This is a genomic window from Xylophilus sp. GW821-FHT01B05 (assembly GCA_038961845.1).
GTDB lineage: Bacteria > Pseudomonadota > Gammaproteobacteria > Burkholderiales > Burkholderiaceae_C > Xylophilus.
Genome location: CP152408.1, coordinates 5,326,990 through 5,341,641, shown reverse-complemented (window position 1 = coordinate 5,341,641; position 14,652 = coordinate 5,326,990). Strand labels below are relative to the sequence as shown.

General features: G+C 69.4%; 14 protein-coding genes. 4 read left to right on the top strand and 10 right to left on the bottom strand.

Features of this window, described 5'->3' with window-relative positions; all coding sequences use genetic code 11:
* Window positions 1-4 precede the first annotated feature (4 nt).
* Window positions 5-835 carry an orotidine-5'-phosphate decarboxylase gene (pyrF, locus tag AAFF27_24935; GenBank protein ID XAH23188.1) on the top strand — a complete coding sequence of 277 codons (831 nt, stop codon included), beginning with the start codon at window positions 5-7 and terminating at the stop codon, window positions 833-835.
* Between the two features lie 56 nt (window positions 836-891).
* Here pyrF and AAFF27_24930 read toward each other — a convergent pair whose 3' ends face one another.
* Complete coding sequence (locus tag AAFF27_24930) at window positions 892-1,329, bottom strand: acyl-CoA thioesterase (protein ID XAH23187.1); 438 nt, start codon at window positions 1,327-1,329, stop codon at window positions 892-894.
* Between the two features lie 91 nt (window positions 1,330-1,420).
* On the opposite strand from AAFF27_24930, the gene AAFF27_24925 reads away from it, so the two are divergent.
* Complete coding sequence (locus tag AAFF27_24925; protein ID XAH23186.1) at window positions 1,421-2,533, top strand: NADH:flavin oxidoreductase/NADH oxidase; 1,113 nt, start codon at window positions 1,421-1,423, stop codon at window positions 2,531-2,533.
* A gap of 14 nt (window positions 2,534-2,547) precedes the next feature.
* Here AAFF27_24925 and AAFF27_24920 read toward each other — a convergent pair whose 3' ends face one another.
* The 7 genes from AAFF27_24920 to gtdA all read right to left on the bottom strand — a co-directional run bounded on the left by AAFF27_24920 (window position 2,548) and on the right by gtdA (window position 9,989).
* Window positions 2,548-3,789 (bottom strand): cytochrome c peroxidase, encoded by a 1,242-nt coding sequence (locus AAFF27_24920; protein ID XAH23185.1) that lies wholly within the window; start codon window positions 3,787-3,789, stop codon window positions 2,548-2,550.
* Window positions 3,786-5,228: a metallophosphoesterase gene (locus tag AAFF27_24915; protein ID XAH23184.1), complete on the bottom strand. Its 1,443-nt coding sequence runs from the start codon at window positions 5,226-5,228 to the stop codon at window positions 3,786-3,788. Before AAFF27_24915 ends, AAFF27_24920 begins: the two co-directional genes overlap by 4 nt.
* Window positions 5,229-5,314: 86 nt before the next feature.
* The gene (locus AAFF27_24910; protein XAH23183.1) at window positions 5,315-6,301 is read right to left on the bottom strand and encodes a tripartite tricarboxylate transporter substrate binding protein; all 987 of its coding nucleotides are present in this window, start codon (window positions 6,299-6,301) and stop codon (window positions 5,315-5,317) included.
* Between the two features lie 64 nt (window positions 6,302-6,365).
* The gene (locus AAFF27_24905; GenBank protein ID XAH23182.1) at window positions 6,366-7,577 is read right to left on the bottom strand and encodes a 3-hydroxybenzoate 6-monooxygenase; all 1,212 of its coding nucleotides are present in this window, start codon (window positions 7,575-7,577) and stop codon (window positions 6,366-6,368) included.
* On the bottom strand, window positions 7,574-8,218 hold the full coding sequence (gene maiA / locus AAFF27_24900; protein XAH26321.1) for a maleylacetoacetate isomerase: 645 nt from the start codon (window positions 8,216-8,218) through the stop codon (window positions 7,574-7,576). The genes AAFF27_24905 and maiA overlap by 4 nt, the downstream gene beginning before the upstream one ends.
* Window positions 8,219-8,223: 5 nt before the next feature.
* Window positions 8,224-8,928, bottom strand: a complete 705-nt coding sequence (locus AAFF27_24895) for a fumarylacetoacetate hydrolase family protein (GenBank protein XAH23181.1) — start codon at window positions 8,926-8,928, stop codon at window positions 8,224-8,226.
* Between the two features lie 8 nt (window positions 8,929-8,936).
* Window positions 8,937-9,989 carry a gentisate 1,2-dioxygenase gene (gene gtdA, locus AAFF27_24890; GenBank protein ID XAH23180.1) on the bottom strand — a complete coding sequence of 351 codons (1,053 nt, stop codon included), beginning with the start codon at window positions 9,987-9,989 and terminating at the stop codon, window positions 8,937-8,939.
* 109 nt (window positions 9,990-10,098) lie between these two features.
* Between gtdA and AAFF27_24885 the strand changes: the two genes are divergently transcribed.
* Window positions 10,099-10,992 (top strand): LysR family transcriptional regulator, encoded by an 894-nt coding sequence (locus tag AAFF27_24885; protein ID XAH23179.1) that lies wholly within the window; start codon window positions 10,099-10,101, stop codon window positions 10,990-10,992.
* Window positions 10,993-11,555: 563 nt separating this feature from the next.
* Here AAFF27_24885 and AAFF27_24880 read toward each other — a convergent pair.
* Together AAFF27_24880 and AAFF27_24875 are read right to left on the bottom strand one after the other, a co-directional pair.
* Window positions 11,556-12,656: a hypothetical protein gene (locus AAFF27_24880; GenBank protein ID XAH23178.1), complete on the bottom strand. Its 1,101-nt coding sequence runs from the start codon at window positions 12,654-12,656 to the stop codon at window positions 11,556-11,558.
* Between the two features lie 71 nt (window positions 12,657-12,727).
* Entirely contained in the window at window positions 12,728-13,852 is a 1,125-nt protein-coding gene (locus tag AAFF27_24875; protein XAH23177.1) for an MBL fold metallo-hydrolase, read from the bottom strand.
* A gap of 182 nt (window positions 13,853-14,034) precedes the next feature.
* On the opposite strand from AAFF27_24875, the gene AAFF27_24870 reads away from it, so the two are divergent.
* Entirely contained in the window at window positions 14,035-14,637 is a 603-nt protein-coding gene (locus tag AAFF27_24870; protein XAH23176.1) for a protein-S-isoprenylcysteine O-methyltransferase, read from the top strand.
* Window positions 14,638-14,652 lie beyond the last annotated feature (15 nt).

Below are 14,652 nucleotides of genomic sequence, written 5' to 3'. Positions count from 1 at the left end.
CTCCATGACTTTCATCGACAAGCTGCGCGCCGCCGAGCGCCGCCACGGCTCGCTGCTGTGCATCGGGCTGGACCCTGAACCCGCCCGCTTCCCCGGCGCCTGGCAGGGCGACCCGTCCAAGATCTACGACTTCTGCGTTGCCATCGCCGAGGCCACGGCCGATCTGGCGATTGCCTTCAAGCCGCAGATCGCCTACTTCGCCGCGCACCGCGCAGAGGATCAGCTCGAGCACCTGATCGCCACGCTCAAGCGCATCGCGCCCGAGGTGCCGGTGATCCTCGATGCCAAGCGTGGCGACATCGGCTCCACCGCCGAGCAATACGCCAAGGAAGCCTTCGAGCGCTACCAGGCCGACGCCGTCACACTCTCGCCCTTCATGGGCTTTGATTCGGTCGAGCCTTATCTGCGATACCCGGACAAGGGCGCCTTCCTGCTGTGTCGCACCTCCAACCCGGGCGGCGACGACCTGCAGAACCAGCGCCTGGCGGGCCTGCCCGGCGAGCCGCTGCTGTACGAACACGTGGCGCGCCTGGTGCAGGGGCCGTGGAACCGCAACGGCCAGCTCGGCCTGGTGGTGGGCGCCACCTATCCGGCCGAGATCGAGCGCGTGCGCGCCCTGGCGCCGACCGTGCCGTTTCTGATCCCGGGCATTGGCGCGCAGGGCGGTGACGCCACCGCCACCGTGCGCGCCGGCTGGCGCAGCGACGCGCCGATTGCGGTGAGCTCGTCGCGCGCCATCCTCTATGCCTCGTCTGGCGCGGACTTTGCCGATGCGGCGCGGCGCGAGGCGCTGCGCACGCGCGACTTGTTGCAGGCCGCGCAGCAGGAAATTTAAAGAAAAAGTGGCTGTAACCCAGGCGGGGCTTGGGCTATTAGCTATAAAAAAGATAGTTAAAGATCGCGTAGCGCATCCAGCTGCGCGCGCGAGCGCTGGGCCAGCGCGATGTCGCCCGGGGTTTCGGGGTTCCAGGTGTCAACGGGAATAGGCCGGCCATGCGAGTCGACCGAGACGAAGACGATCAGGCATTCGGTCGTCTTCTCCATCGAGCCGCTCTTCATGTCGCCGCTGCGCACCTCCACCGCGATGTTCATGCTGGTGCGGCCGGTGTAGGCCAGCCGGGCTTCGACCTCGACCAGGTCGCCAATCATGATCGGCCGGTGGAAGCGGATGTTGCCCACGGATACGGTGATGCAGTAGCGCTTGGCCCAACTGGTGGCACAGGCGTAGCCGGCCTCGTCGATCCATTTCATGACGGTGCCGCCATGGACCTTGCCGCCGAAATTGACGGTATTGGGCTCTGCAAGAAAGCGCAGGGTGATGCTGGACATGGTGATGGCCGCCGTGCGGCCGGTGTGTGTGGGGCGGCGCCATTATTCCCGAGGCCAGCACGTCCGGGCGGGCTCTGCTACAAGACAGCCCATGAGCCTGCTCTTTACACCCTACGCCTGGGGCGCGTTGCCCTTGCCCAACCGCATCGCCATCGCGCCGATGTGCCAGTACTCCGCCGAGGACGGCGCTGCCACCGACTGGCATTTGCTGCACCTGGGGCATCTCGCGCTGTCCGGCGCGGCCGTGCTGTTCACCGAGGCGGCGGCGGTCGAGCCCGAGGGCCGCATCTCGCCGGCCGATCTGGGCCTGTACTCCGATGCCACCGAGGCGGCGCTGGCGCGCGTGGTGCAGGCGGTGCGCCAGCATGCGCCGATCCGGCTCGCCATCCAGCTCGCGCACGCCGGGCGCAAGGCCTCCACCCGCGCGCCCTGGGAGGGCGGCACGCAGATCGCGCCCGACGCGCCCGGCGGCTGGCAGACCGTGGCGCCCTCGGCGCTGCCCTTCACCCCGGATGCGGTAGCGCCCACGGCGCTCGATGCCGCCGGGCTGCAGCGCGTGCAGCAGGCCTTCGTGCAGGCCGCGCAGCGCGCCCACCGGCTGGGCTTCGACGCGATCGAGCTGCATGCCGCGCACGGCTACCTGCTGCACCAGTTCTTGTCGCCGCTGTCCAACCAGCGCACCGACAGCTACGGCGGCACGCTGGAGAACCGGCTGCGCTTTCCGCTGCAGGTGTTTGATGCAGTGCGCGCCGCCGTGCCGCAGGCGCTGCCGGTGGGCGTGCGCATCTCGGCCACCGACTGGGTGGCGGGCGGCTGGGACCTGGAGCAGAGCGTGGTGCTGGCCCGGGCGCTGGCGGCACGTGGCTGCGCCTTCATCGACGTGTCCAGCGGTGGGCTGTCGCCGCAGCAGCAGATTGCGCTGGCGCCGGGCTACCAGGTGCCGTTTGCGGCGCGCATCCGCGCCGAGACCGGCCTGCCGACGCTGGCGGTGGGCCTGATCACCGAGCCGCAGCAGGCCGAGGCGATCCTGCAGGCCGGCGAGGCCGACATGGTGTCGCTGGCGCGCGCCATGCTCTACGACCCGCGCTGGCCCTGGCATGCAGCGGCGCAGCTCGGCGCCCAGGTGGCAGCGCCGCCGCAGTACTGGCGCTCGCAGCCGCGCGAGTTGAAGACCCTGTTCGACACGCAGCGGCCCGCGGGCTGACCGCGCGCCGCGGCTCAGCGCGGCAGCGGCTTGGCGTAGCGCTGGTCGGTCAGCGTGCCCAGGAAGGCGACCACGGCATCGATGTCCTCTTCGCTCATCGCCGGCGTGCTGCCGGCGCGGCGGTTGAGCGGGGTCGAGACGATGTTGACGTTGCCGCGCAGCGCGGGTGGCAGGTCGTCGAACACCGCATGGCGGCCGTACCAGTCGGCCGGGTTGGTGGAGCGCGTGGCGTAGAAGCGCACCGCGTCGCGCAGCGAGTCGAACACGCCGTTGTGCATGAAGCGGCTGCGCACCGCCACGTTGCGCAGGCTGGGCGTGCGGAAGTAGCCGCACCAGGCCTCGCTGTCGGGCCAGTGGCGCTGCTCGGCGGTGCGGCACAGGCCCAGGTCGAAGGCGTCGGCGCGCGTGTTGGCCGGCAGCTTGCGGTTGCGCGGCACGCCCAGCGCCTCGTAGCCGAAGTCGGTGAACAGCGAGCGCGCCGGGTTGCTGGAGGTGACGCTCACGCTGTGGCACGAGGCGCAGTTGCCCTGGTCCGGGCTGCGGAACACGGCCAGGCCGCGCAGCTCCAGCGGCGTAAGGGCGGGCTTGCCGCGCAGCAGATCGTCGAAGCGTGAATCAAAGGGCGACAGCTCGTCGCTCTGCAGATAGGCCTCCAGGCTGCTGCCAAAGGCCTGCAGCGCGCGCTGCGGGTCGCGCAGCACGCCGGCGCCGAACTGCGCCTCGAACGCGGCCTCGTAGCCGCTGGCGCGCAGGCGCTGGGCGGCGGCTTGCGGCGTGCCCAGGTTCATCTCGTGGCGCGCCAGCAGGGGCTCGCGCACCTGGGCCGCGAGTGTGTCGGCGCGGCCGTCGAGCATCAGGCCGCCGAAGGGCGCGGGCACCTGCGCATCGTCGTCCTGGTAGAAGTAGAGCGGCGGCAGGTAGCGCGCGTAGGTCAGCGAGGGCGGGTTGCGCGTGCCCAGCCGCTCGCGCAGGCTGCCGCTGGCCACGCCGTCGCGCCCGCCGTTGAAGCTGCTGAAGGCCTTGGCCGGGTCGTGGCAACTGGCGCAGCTGGTGCCCTGCGGCTGTGACAGCCGCGTGTCCAGGAACAGCTGGCGGCCCAGCGCCACGCGCTCGGGCGCGGGCACCGCCAGCGGCCGCGCCGCCGGGACGATGGCCGCGTACTGCGGCGTGTCGCCGACATGGCCCACCAGCGCCGGCTGCGCCAGCGCCATGGCGGCGGCCAGGGCTGACAGCAGCACGGCGGCGCAGCGCTTCATGGCGCCAGGAAGCCGGTCTTGTCGCAACTGATCTTGGAGCCCGCAGGCACGCAGGTGGTCAGCAGCTTGCCGTCCTTGGTGTAGGCCTTGTAGAGCCAGTTGCTGCCGCTGCGCTCCATCATCATGAAGCCGAAGGTGTTGGTGTGGGTGATGCGGTCCAGCACCACGCCTGGTGCCGGCGTGGTGTTGGCCGGGAACGGGTCGGGCAGGCTCACGTCCACGTTGTCGCCGCCGTTGCCGGTGACGAAGGTGGCCGGGTGCGCGCTGCTGAAGTTGAGCGCCTGGAAGTCATGCACGTGGCCGTGCAGCGCGATCTTCACGCCATCCGGGTAGTAGGCCGTGGGGTAGAGCGATTTCATCACCGCCTGCAGCCCGGCGTTGCCGGCCGCCGGCGCACCGCCTGCGATGGGCGCGAAGGCCAGGATCGGGTGGTGGTTGGCGAAGATGGTGGTCTTGCTGCTGTCGGCGGCGATGGCCGCCACCTTGCGGAACTGCGCCTGGTAGATCGGGAACTTGTAGTCGCTGGCGCCAAAGGCGGTGGTGCCGGCCTTGGCCGAGTCAAACAGCACGACCTGGGTATCGCTGCCCAGCGCCACCGCGTACGGGTCGCTGAAGTTGGCGTTGTTGTCGTTGGCCGGGCTGTCGCAGCTCATGGACGGGTCAAAAGCGCGCACGTCGAGGAAGCGCGCCCAGCCCTGGCCGGCGCGCGCGCATTCCTCATGGTTGCCGCGCGACACCAGCCAGGGCGCGGCCGCCAGCAGCGGCGCGCCGGGCTTGAACAGATCGGCCTCCCAGGTGTCCCAGCCATAGCCCCAGGGGCTGTCCTTGCATCCGGCGATGTCGGTGGGGCAGGTGTTCTCGCGGTAGTGGTAGTCGCCGATGTGCATCACCAGATCGGGCTTCATCGCGGCCGCCGTGGCGGCGATGGTGGCGAAGGGCCAGGCCGTGCCGTCGTTGCAGGCCTGCCAGGCGTTGTCGGCCTTCTTCATGCGGCAGCCGGTGTCGGCCAGCACGGCGATGCGCTGCGGCTGCGCCTTGGGCAGCGGCAGGCTGCGGCCGGCCACAAAGACCTCGGTGGTGCCGGCCTTGGGCAGGCTCTCGCAGGTGGTGACCGGGAAGGCCGAGGGCTTGGAGTCGGCCGGGTCGCTGGCGGTGCTGCGCTGCGGCACGGTGGCGGCCGCGGCGCGCAGCGACATGGTGCCGGTGACACCGTCGATACCGATCTTGGGGCAACTGCTGGCGGCGGTGACTGCGCGCACGATGGTCTGGCCGTTGGCACCGATCTCGACCCAGGCCGCCTTGACCTGCGGGTCGGCGGTGGTCGCCACCAGCGAATCGCTGCCGCCGCAGGAGGCGAGGGCTGCCGCAGCAGCGCCGGCGGCTAGCGCCAGCGCGAACGGCGCACGTGATCTGCGTGGCGCGGAAAAGAGAGCATGCATGGGGCGGACCTGTTGTGTGTGGTGTCCGCGCATGCTGCGTACATTCCGTGACGCGCAAGTGAAAGAGTGGATACAGAGCCGGCCCGCTACTCCAGGCTGATGTTGCCGCGCCGCACCAGGTCGCCATAGAGCTGCGACTTGATCTCGGCCTGGCGGCGGATCTCGTCGGGCGACCAGGCCAGCGGCTCGAAGGCAAAGGTGTCGAAGCGCGCGCGGATTTCTGGGTCTGCGATGGCCTTGGCGACGTCGGCGTTGATCCTGGCGGCGACGGCCGCAGGCAGACCCTTGGGCGCCACCAGTGACACGAAGGAATTGACATCCAGCCCCTGCGGCCCGCCGGCCTCGCCCACGGTGGGCACGTTGGGCATTTGCGGGATGCGCTGCGGCGCGGCAATGGCGATGTAGCGCAGCTTGCCGGCCTTGTAGATGCCCTGGCTCGACGGGATGCTGCCAAAGGCCCAGGGCAGCTCGCCCGAGCCAACGTTGGCATAGAGCTGGCTTACCTCGCGGAAGGGCACGTGCTGCATGTGCGTGCCGGTCAGGGCTTCGAGCTGCTGCGCGCCCAGGTGGCCCGGGCTGCCTATGCCCCAGGAGCCATAGCTGATCTGCCCCGGTTTGGCCTTGGCGGCGGCGACCAGGTCGGCCACGTTCTGCCACGGAGAGTCGGTGGGCACCGCGATCAGAAAGGGCGTGCGAAACAGCGATGCCACCGGGTCGAAGTGCTGCAGCGTGACGAAGTTGCGCGACTTGTACAGGTGCGGCAGCGCTGCGATGTGCTCGCTGTCGAGCTGCAGCAGCGTGTAGCCGTCAGGCAGGGCGCGGCGCGCGGTGTCGATGGCAATGAAGCCGCCGCCGCCGGGCTTGTTGTCGATCAGCACGCGCTGGCCCCATTGCTTGGACAGCCGGTCGGTGACCAGGCGCAGCACCGCGTCCGGCCCGCTGCCGGCGGCAAAGGGCGTGACGATGGTGACGGGGCGCGCCGGGTAGTCGGTGGCCTGGGCCGATGCGGCAAAGGTGGTGGCGGCGGCGCATAGCGCAGTGGCTGCGCTGAGCAGGGTGCGGCGGGTGGTCATGGTGTGTCTCCTGTTTTTTTGCGGGGAAAGAAAGCAGTGCAAGCGCCTTGCGCGGCACGTGCACTCAGGTGCCGGCGTCCGCCAGGCAGGCTTCCGGCCGCCAGGCGTAAAGCCATTCGAGCGCATCGTAGTAACGCTGCGGGCTGTGCTGCGGCCAGAGGCTGTTGCGCACCAGGCGCTCCACGCCCTTGGCGTGGTAGATGCGGCCCATCTCGCGCACCGACAGCACCACGCGCGCGGCGCGGGCCACGCGGGCCGACTGGTAGAGCTGGAAGGCAGCGGCGTAGTCAAAGCCGCGTGCCTGCACGGCGGCGGCCAAGGTCACCGCGTCTTCCAGCGCCATGCAGGCGCCCTGCGCCAGGTACTGCATCATGGGGTGGGCAGCGTCGCCCAGCAGCGTGGCGCAGCCTTCGCTCCAGCGCGCCACCGGGTCGCGGTCGGCGGTGCTCCAGCGGCGCCAGGAGGTGGGGCGGTCCAGCAACTGGCGCGGCCGTGCGTGCACGCCTTCGAAGTAAGAAAGAACCTCTTGCTTGCTGCCATCACGCACGCCCCATTCCTCGGGCTCGCGGCTGTGGAAGGTGACCACCAGGTTGTACTGATCGCCGCCGCGCAACGGGTAGTGCACCAGGTGGCAGTCGGGGCCGGCCCAGACCACGGGCGCGTTCATGCGCAGGTCTTCGGGCATGTCGGCCACCGGCACCACGGCGCGGTACACCACATGGCCTGACACGCGCGGCGCATCGCCCAGCAAGCGTGCGCGCACGACCGACTTCACGCCGTCGCAGCCCACCAGTGCGGCGCCGCTGAAGCGCCGCCCATCGGCCGTGCTGGCGCTGGCGCCGTGGGCGTTGACATCCACCGCTGCAATGTGCACGCCGGTATGCATGCGCACCAGCGGGTGTGCCGCGGCGGCGGCATGCAGGGCGCCGTGCAGGTCGGCGCGGTGGCTGACCGCGTAGGGGTTGCCAAAGCGTGCGCGAAAGGCCTCGCCCACCGGCACCGAGGCGACCTCGCGGCAGTCCACCGCGTCCATCATCAGCAGGCGCTCGGTGAAGACGGCGGCGCGGCGCACCTGCTCGCCCACGCCCAGCGCATCGAGCGCGGCAAAGGCATTGGGGCCCAGCTGCAGGCCGGCGCCGATCTCGCCAAACTGCGCGCTTTGCTCCAGCAGCTCCACCGGCTGGCCCAGCCGCGCCAGCGCCAGCGCGCAGGCCATGCCGCCAATGCCGCCGCCGGCGATCAGCACCGGGGCTTGTGAGGGGCTGGTGGTGCTCATTCGGCGTCTGGTTGCAGGCCCGGCGCCGCCAGCCGAAAGGCGTCGAGCTGGGCCAGGTGCGCGTCGATGCGCACGATGTGGGGGTAGGCCTGCAGCGGCACGTTGAAGCGGCGCGCGCTGAACACCTGCGGCACCAGGCAGCAGTCGGCAAAGCTGGGCGTGTCGCCGTAGCAGCACAGGCCGCTGCGGCCATCGCGCGCCAGGCGTGTTTCCAGTGACTCGAAGCCGGTCGTGATCCAGTGCGCGATCCAGGCCAGCTTCTGCTCGGCCGAGATGCCCAGCGTGGCTTCCAGGTACTTGAGCACGCGCAGGTTGTTGAGCGGGTGCACGTCGCAGGCGATCTGCGCCGCGATGGCGCGCACCCAGGCGCGGTCGGCGGCATCGGTGGGCAGCAGCGCGGGCGCCGGCTGGCGCTCTTCCAAATATTCAAGGATGGCCAGCGACTGGGTCAGCCGCGCCGCGCCATCGTCCAGCGTGGGCACCAGCTTCTCTGGGTTGAGCGCGGCATAGGCCGCGCTGTGCTGCGCGCCGCCGTCGCGGGTCAGGTGTATCGGCAGCGTGTCGTAGGCCAGGCCCTTCAGGTTGCAGGCAATGCGCACCCGGTAGGCGGCCGAGCTGCGGAAGTAGCCGTGCAGTTGCAGCTGGCTCATGCGATCTGCACCGCCAGTGGCGCCAGCCCGTCGATGCGCACCGTGACCGCCTGGCCGGCCGTGACCGCGCCCACGCCTTCGGGCGTGCCGGTAAAGATCAGGTCGCCCGGCTGCAGCGTGAACAGCGTGGAGAGATTGGCGATCACCTCGTCCACCGACCAGATCAGGTGCGCAATGGTGGCCTGCTGGCGCACGGCGCCGTCTACCTCCAGCACGATGCTGGCTTGGTTCACGCCGTTGGCTTCTGCACGGCGCGTGATGGGGCCCACCGGCGCGGAGAAGTCAAAGGCCTTGCCCACTTCCCAGGGCCGGCCTTTTTCGCGCGCGGCAATCTGCAGGTCGCGCCGGGTCATGTCCAGGCCGGTGGCATAGCCGTAGATGTGGGCTGCGGCATCGGCTGCGGCAATGTCGCGGCCGCCCTTGCCTATGGCCACCACCAGCTCGGCCTCGTAGTGGTAGTTGCGGGTCAGCGGCGGGTAGGGCAGGGTGGCCGTGCTGCCGGCCGGCACCGCGACCACGGAGGCATCGTCATTGGGCTTGCAGAAGAAAAAGGGCGGCTCGCGGTCGGGGTCGAAACCCATCTCGCGCGCATGCGCGGCGTAGTTGCGGCCGACGCAGTAGACGCGGCGCACGGGGAACAGATCGTCGCTGCCCGCAATGGGCAGGCCGACGATGGTCATGGGGGTGATGGCAAAGGACATGGTGGGGCTCAGTTGAAATGCTCTCTATGGATGCCAATGGCTTCTTGAACTGGACGGTCTGAAAAGCTGAACAGCACGGCGTCTCCATCCGCCTCCAGCCGCAGCGGGGCCCATGAGGGCACGACGAAGGTGTCTTGCGGCGCAAAGGCAAAGCGCTGGCCGGCGATCTCGGCCGTGCCGTGGCCTTCGACCACGCTGTAGATCGTGCCGTCGGTGCCGCGATGGCTGCGGCCCTGGAAACCCTTGGGCAGCAACTGCAAGTAGGTGGCCATGGTGGGCATGGGCGCGCCGCCGGTCAGCGGGTTGATGTAGGCCAGCTTCCAGCCCTGCCAGGCGTCGGGCGCCTCGGCGCGCTGCAGCGCGGCCAGCGCCTCGCGGCTGCGGGCGTAGGGGTAGCTGAAGATGGGTGAGGTGCGCGAGCGGTGCGTGTGCCGCACCGGCACCATGTTGTGGCCAAAGCGCGCGTAGCTGTGGCCCTCGGGGCGCGACATGGTTTGCGATTTGGTGGTGTCGTTCTCGGCAAAGCCGGCGTCGAAGAAGCGCACCAGCGGGATGTCCAGGCCGTCGAGCCAGACCACCGGCTCGCTGTCGCCGTGCAGGCCTTCGTTGCCATGGTCGTGCCAGGCCCATGAGGGCGTGATGATGAAGTCGCCAGGGTGCATGGTGGTGCGCTCGCCATCCACCGAGGTGTAGGCGCCGCGCCCATCGACGATGAAGCGCAGCGCCGACTGCACGTGGCGGTGCGAGGGCGCGACCTCGCCCGGCATGATCAGCTGCAGCCCGGCATACAGCGACTGCGTGATGCTGGAGCGGCCTGGCAGGCCCGGGTTCTCCAGCACCAGCACGCGGCGCACGGCTTCTTCGGCCGTGATGAGGTCGGCCGACTCCATCAGAAATGGCTTGATCTGCGCATAGCGCCACAGCGCCGGCACGCAGGGCGAGGCCGGCTCGCGCGGCACCAGGGCGTGCAGCTCTTCCCAGAGCGGTGTCAGGTGCAGCGCACGGATGCGCTCGTAATAGGCCTGGCGCGCGGCACGGGCCACGGTGGTGGGGGCGTCCATGGGTTTGTCTCCTGGGCGGTGGTGTGCCGGCATTCTTCCGCTGTTGCACTATTCGTTCAAGCGCATGGTGCAATACTTGGCATTGCATTTTTCAATAGTGGGGCTGGTGATGGCGAAGCTCGATCTGGAATGGCTGGCGGTGTTCGACGAGGTCTACAAGACCGCCAGCGTGTCGCGCGCGGCCGAGCGCCTGGGCCTGGCGCAGGCGGCGGCCAGCACGGCGCTGAACAAGCTGCGCGCACACTTCGACGACCGCCTGTTCAGCCGTACCGCGCGCGGCATGCAGCCCACGCCGCGCGCCCAGGCGCTCTACCCGGCGCTGCGCGAGGTGCTGGCGCAGCTGGATGCCGCGCACAGCAGCCGCAGCGCCTTTGTGCCGGCGCAGGCCGAGCGCAGCTTTCGAATCTGCATGACCGACATCAGCGAGATCGTGCTGCTGCCCGCGCTGCTCAACCACCTGCGCACCGCTGCGCCGCAGGTGCGCATCGAGGTCGAGAAGATCGGCACCGACAGCGCGCGCCGCCTGGAAGACGGCGAGGTCGATCTGGCCGTGGGCTTCATGCCGCAGTTGGACGCGGGCTTCTACCAACAGGTGCTGTTTGCGCAGAACTTTGTCTGCCTGGCGGCGCTGGACCACCCGCGCATCGCCACGCGCCTGAGCAAGGCCGCCTACGCGCGCGAAAGCCATGTGCTGGTGACGGCATCCGGCACCGGCCACGCCATCGTCGACAAGCTGCTGGCGCGCGCCGGCGTCGAGCGGCAGGTGGTGCTGCGCGTGCCCAGCTTCTTGGGCGTGGCCCGCATCGTCGCCGAGACCGAGCTGATAGCCACCGTGCCGCTGCGCTTTGGCCAAGTCATGCAGACGCGCGAGCGCATCCGCATGCTGCAGCTACCGCATGCGCTGCCGCATTACGAGGTCAAGCAGCATTGGCATGAGAGGTTTCATGCGGATCCGGGGAATGCGTGGTTGCGTAGGACTGTGGTGGAGTTGATGGGGGCTTGAGGCTGTTCTCAAGGCCCGGCCTTCCAGGGCTTTGAGATACCCAGGGCTTGCTTGCCTTGCGGGCGGCGGGTGCCGGGAATTCGCCCCGGCGGGCGAGTAACTTTCTTTCGCGTCGCCGAAAGAAAGTCACCAAAGAAAGGGCGACCCCACTGTGGCGGTCTGCTGCGCAGACTGCTCTGCGGTGCTCGGAATCGGCAGGCGGCTGCGGAACTCGCCTGCGGCTCAAACAGTCCTCGCCGTCCCTCCGCTTCGCTGCGGGCAACCTGCCGACTCCTGCGCTCCTCGACGCCACAGAGGGGACCCGGGACAACCAGTCGGGCCATCGCTGCGCTCGGCCTTTGCATTACTCCCTCCCCCGCTGGGGGAGGGCTGGGGTGGGGGCCGGCTGTTGGCTGTTCGGCTGTCCGCCTGCGCCGTTGGCAGCGCAGGGGAGCCCGAAGGGCCCCTGACTCCGGCTCGCCTTTCTTTTGCCCTACTTTTCTTTGGCGAAGCAAAGAAATAGATAGCTATAAGCCCAGGCAGAACCTGGGCTAGAGGCACTTTTCACCAAAATCTGCGAGACCTCAAGGCCCCAACAACGCCCCCCGCGCCGCATCCGACGGAAACACGCACGCCACGTCATGCGCGCAGCCTGGCACCACGGTCACGCTGCGGCGCTTGTCGGGCGCCAGCAGCGTGCGGTCGTACCAGGCGTAGGCCTGCCCGCGCTGCAGGCGGTACGGCCCTTGCGCTTGCGCGGCGCAGGATTTGTCCAGCACGCGGTAGGCGGTGCCGCGTGCGTCGTTGCTGTCGAGCGCGCCCTGCAGGTAGTGGATGTCGGCCGCCGCATAGCGCGCGCGGGCGTCTGCCGCGCTGCGGCCGAGTGCGACGGGCAGGGCGTCGGTGCCGTACTTCCAGCGGTTGAGGGTTGGGCAGGCGTTGTCTGCTGGCGCCGCCAGCGTGAACGTGCAGCCGCCCACGCCATCGGCGCCGCCGCTGCATTGCGACCAGTCCACCGCCGCGCCGTTCTGCATGGGCTGCGGCCGCACGGGGTCGAAGTAGAGCCAGGTGCCGGGGTCTGACACCACATAGCGGATGGCCGGGCCGCCTGCGGGCTGCTCGGCGGCGAAGCCGATGGAGTGCTGCACCATCTGCGCCCCGGCAGAGAAGCCGGCGATGGTGACCGTGCGCAGGCTGGGCCACTGGCGGCGCAGCTCGGCCACCAGCGCATCCAGCGCGGCGAACGAGGTCAGCGTGCTGCCGCGCGCAGTGGCGCCTTCCAGCCACGAGCCGCAGGTCCACAGCAGGTCGCCATCCTGCGCCGCCGGCACGCCGGCCGTCTGGCATTTGCGCGCATCGGCGGCCGATACCTGGAACACCGGTGCCACCACCAGCGTGCGCGCCGTGGCATCGGCGCGCCGCACCGCCAGCAGCGCCGCGTTAAAGGTCTTGTTGCCATCGCGCGGGTGGCCGTGGATGGCGATCAGCGCGGCCGTGGGGCTGCTGCCGGGCAACTGCGATGCGTAGTAGTGCATCTGGCCGCCAGCGCCCGCGGGCTGGAAGCCGGTGTAGCAGGCATCCGAGGCGGTGTCGGTGCAGGCCGTGGTTTGGGCGGATGCGCCTGCTGCGGCAAGCAGCAGGCCAAGGGCGATGAGGGCACGGGCACACAGCAGCTTGGGATGCATGGCGGGCTCAGGGAAGTGGCGGCCACCTTATCTTAGGGACGATGCGTGGTGGCGTTGTAGCTGGCTGGTAACTAGCGCAGCCCTTGCCACCAGCGCACGTTGGTGCGCGCCTGGCCTACCGTCACCACCTCGCCAATGACCGGCGTTGCCAGCTCGATCTGCTTGGCCTGCGCCAGGTCGGCGATGCGGTCCAGCGGGTCGTGCCAGGTGTGGAAGGCCAGGTCGAAGGTGCTGTTGTGCACCGAGAACAGCACCTTGCCGCGCAGGTCCTCGAAGGCCTGCACGCTTTGCTCGGGCGTCATGTGCACGGCGGGCCAGTAGGCGTCGTAGGCGCCGTTTTCCATCAGTGCCAGGTCAAAGCCGCCAAAGCGCTCGCCAATCGTCTTGAAGCCCGGGAAGTAGCCTGAGTCGCCGCTGTAGAAGATGCGCTGCTCGCCGCTTTGCAGCACCCACGAGGCCCACAGCGTGCTGTCGCGGTCGGCCAGCGTGCGGCCCGAGAAATGCTGCGCCGGCGTGGCGGTGAGCTTTACGCCCTCGTGTTCGGCGTCTTGCCACCAGTCAAGCTCGGTCACGCGCTCGGCCGGCACGTCCATCACCACCAGCCGCGAGCGCACGCCCAGCGGCACGAAGTAGCGCTGCACGCTCTTCGACAGGTATTGGATGGTCGCCACATCGAGGTGGTCGTAGTGGTCGTGCGAGAGGATCACGCCTTCGATCGGCGGCAATTGCTCGAGCGTGATCGGCGGCTGGTGAAAGCGCTTGGGGCCGGCCCATTGCACGGGCGAGGCGCGCTCGCTGAACATCGGGTCGATCAGCCAGTACTTGCCCCGCAGCTTGAGCAGGTGCGATGAATGGCCCAGGCGCACCACGTGGTTGGCCGTGGCGTCGAGCGCATCGAGCGCACTGCGGTCCAGCGCGCGCACCGGGATTGCATCGACCGGCACCGTGCCCGTCTTGCTGCCGAAGAGAAAGCGCGGCCAGATGCGCCAGGCGCTGGCCGAAGGCAGCGCGTCGGGGTTGGGCATGTTCTGGAAGCCGCCGTCCTTGAACTGCGGCGAGCTTGCGTAGCGCGCGTCGCCGCCGCCAGCGGCGCTGCAGCCCGCGACCAGCGCGCAGCCCAGCGTGGCCAGCACGGTGCCCCGGCGCAGGATGTGGGGCAGGTAGGAGCCCTGTGAGTTCGAGTCGTCGTCAGCCATGAAGGATCTCTTTGAAAGTGCATTGCCCGATCAGGTGAGACCAGTGTAGTGAGCCAGAAGCTGCAGAAGGCCGCGCCGCGCCTGGGCCCGCGCGGCTGACCCTTCGTCGCGTGGCGGATGCGGGCGCGGCGCAATTCGGACATCATGCGGCTTCCGTTTTCTTCCACGGGCAGGCGCTGCAGATGAACCTCGACATTCCCCACATCGTCTTTATCGCGGGTATCGCCATCTACCTCACGATCCGGGGCGTGTTCTCGCGCCGCCTGCGCGCGCAGCAGAAGGCGGTCGACAAGAGCAACACGGCAGACCGCATGCTGGTGGTGCTGGTCGGCATCGGGCAGATCGTGCTGCCCTTGTTGCTGCTGTTCTCGCCGCTGCTCGACTGGGCCCACTACACGCTGCCGGCGGTCGCGGCCTGGCTGGGCACGGCGGCCATGGCGGCGGGCATCTGGCTGTTCTGGCGCGCGCATGCCGACCTGGGTGAGAGCTGGTCGGTCACCCTCATGCTCAACCCCGGGCACAAGCTCGTCACCCGCGGCGTTTACCGCTATGTGCGGCACCCGATGTATGCGGCCTTCTTCGTCATGGCGGCCGCCCAGGTGCTGCTGCTGCACAACTGGTTCGCGGGCTGGGCTTCGGTGGTGGCGGTCGCGGTCCTGTACTGGCGGCGCGTGCCCCATGAAGAGGGAATGATGCTGGAGTTCTTCGGCGACGAGTACCGCGCCTACATGCGGCGCACCGGCGGCGTCCTGCCGCGCATTGGCGCAGGGCTTCAAAAAGAATAGCTGGTAGCCGGCGTA

Coding starts and splice junctions, on each gene's coding strand:
- pyrF (XAH23188.1), top strand. CDS start 5: ATGACTTTCATCGACAAGCTGCGCGCCGCCGAGCGCCGCCACGGCTCG.
- AAFF27_24930 (XAH23187.1), bottom strand. CDS start 1,329: ATGTCCAGCATCACCCTGCGCTTTCTTGCAGAGCCCAATACCGTCAAT.
- AAFF27_24925 (XAH23186.1), top strand. CDS start 1,421: ATGAGCCTGCTCTTTACACCCTACGCCTGGGGCGCGTTGCCCTTGCCC.
- AAFF27_24920 (XAH23185.1), bottom strand. CDS start 3,789: ATGAAGCGCTGCGCCGCCGTGCTGCTGTCAGCCCTGGCCGCCGCCATG.
- AAFF27_24915 (XAH23184.1), bottom strand. CDS start 5,228: ATGCATGCTCTCTTTTCCGCGCCACGCAGATCACGTGCGCCGTTCGCG.
- AAFF27_24910 (XAH23183.1), bottom strand. CDS start 6,301: ATGACCACCCGCCGCACCCTGCTCAGCGCAGCCACTGCGCTATGCGCC.
- AAFF27_24905 (XAH23182.1), bottom strand. CDS start 7,577: ATGAGCACCACCAGCCCCTCACAAGCCCCGGTGCTGATCGCCGGCGGC.
- AAFF27_24895 (XAH23181.1), bottom strand. CDS start 8,928: ATGTCCTTTGCCATCACCCCCATGACCATCGTCGGCCTGCCCATTGCG.
- gtdA (XAH23180.1), bottom strand. CDS start 9,989: ATGGACGCCCCCACCACCGTGGCCCGTGCCGCGCGCCAGGCCTATTAC.
- AAFF27_24885 (XAH23179.1), top strand. CDS start 10,099: ATGGCGAAGCTCGATCTGGAATGGCTGGCGGTGTTCGACGAGGTCTAC.
- AAFF27_24880 (XAH23178.1), bottom strand. CDS start 12,656: ATGCATCCCAAGCTGCTGTGTGCCCGTGCCCTCATCGCCCTTGGCCTG.
- AAFF27_24875 (XAH23177.1), bottom strand. CDS start 13,852: ATGGCTGACGACGACTCGAACTCACAGGGCTCCTACCTGCCCCACATC.
- AAFF27_24870 (XAH23176.1), top strand. CDS start 14,035: ATGAACCTCGACATTCCCCACATCGTCTTTATCGCGGGTATCGCCATC.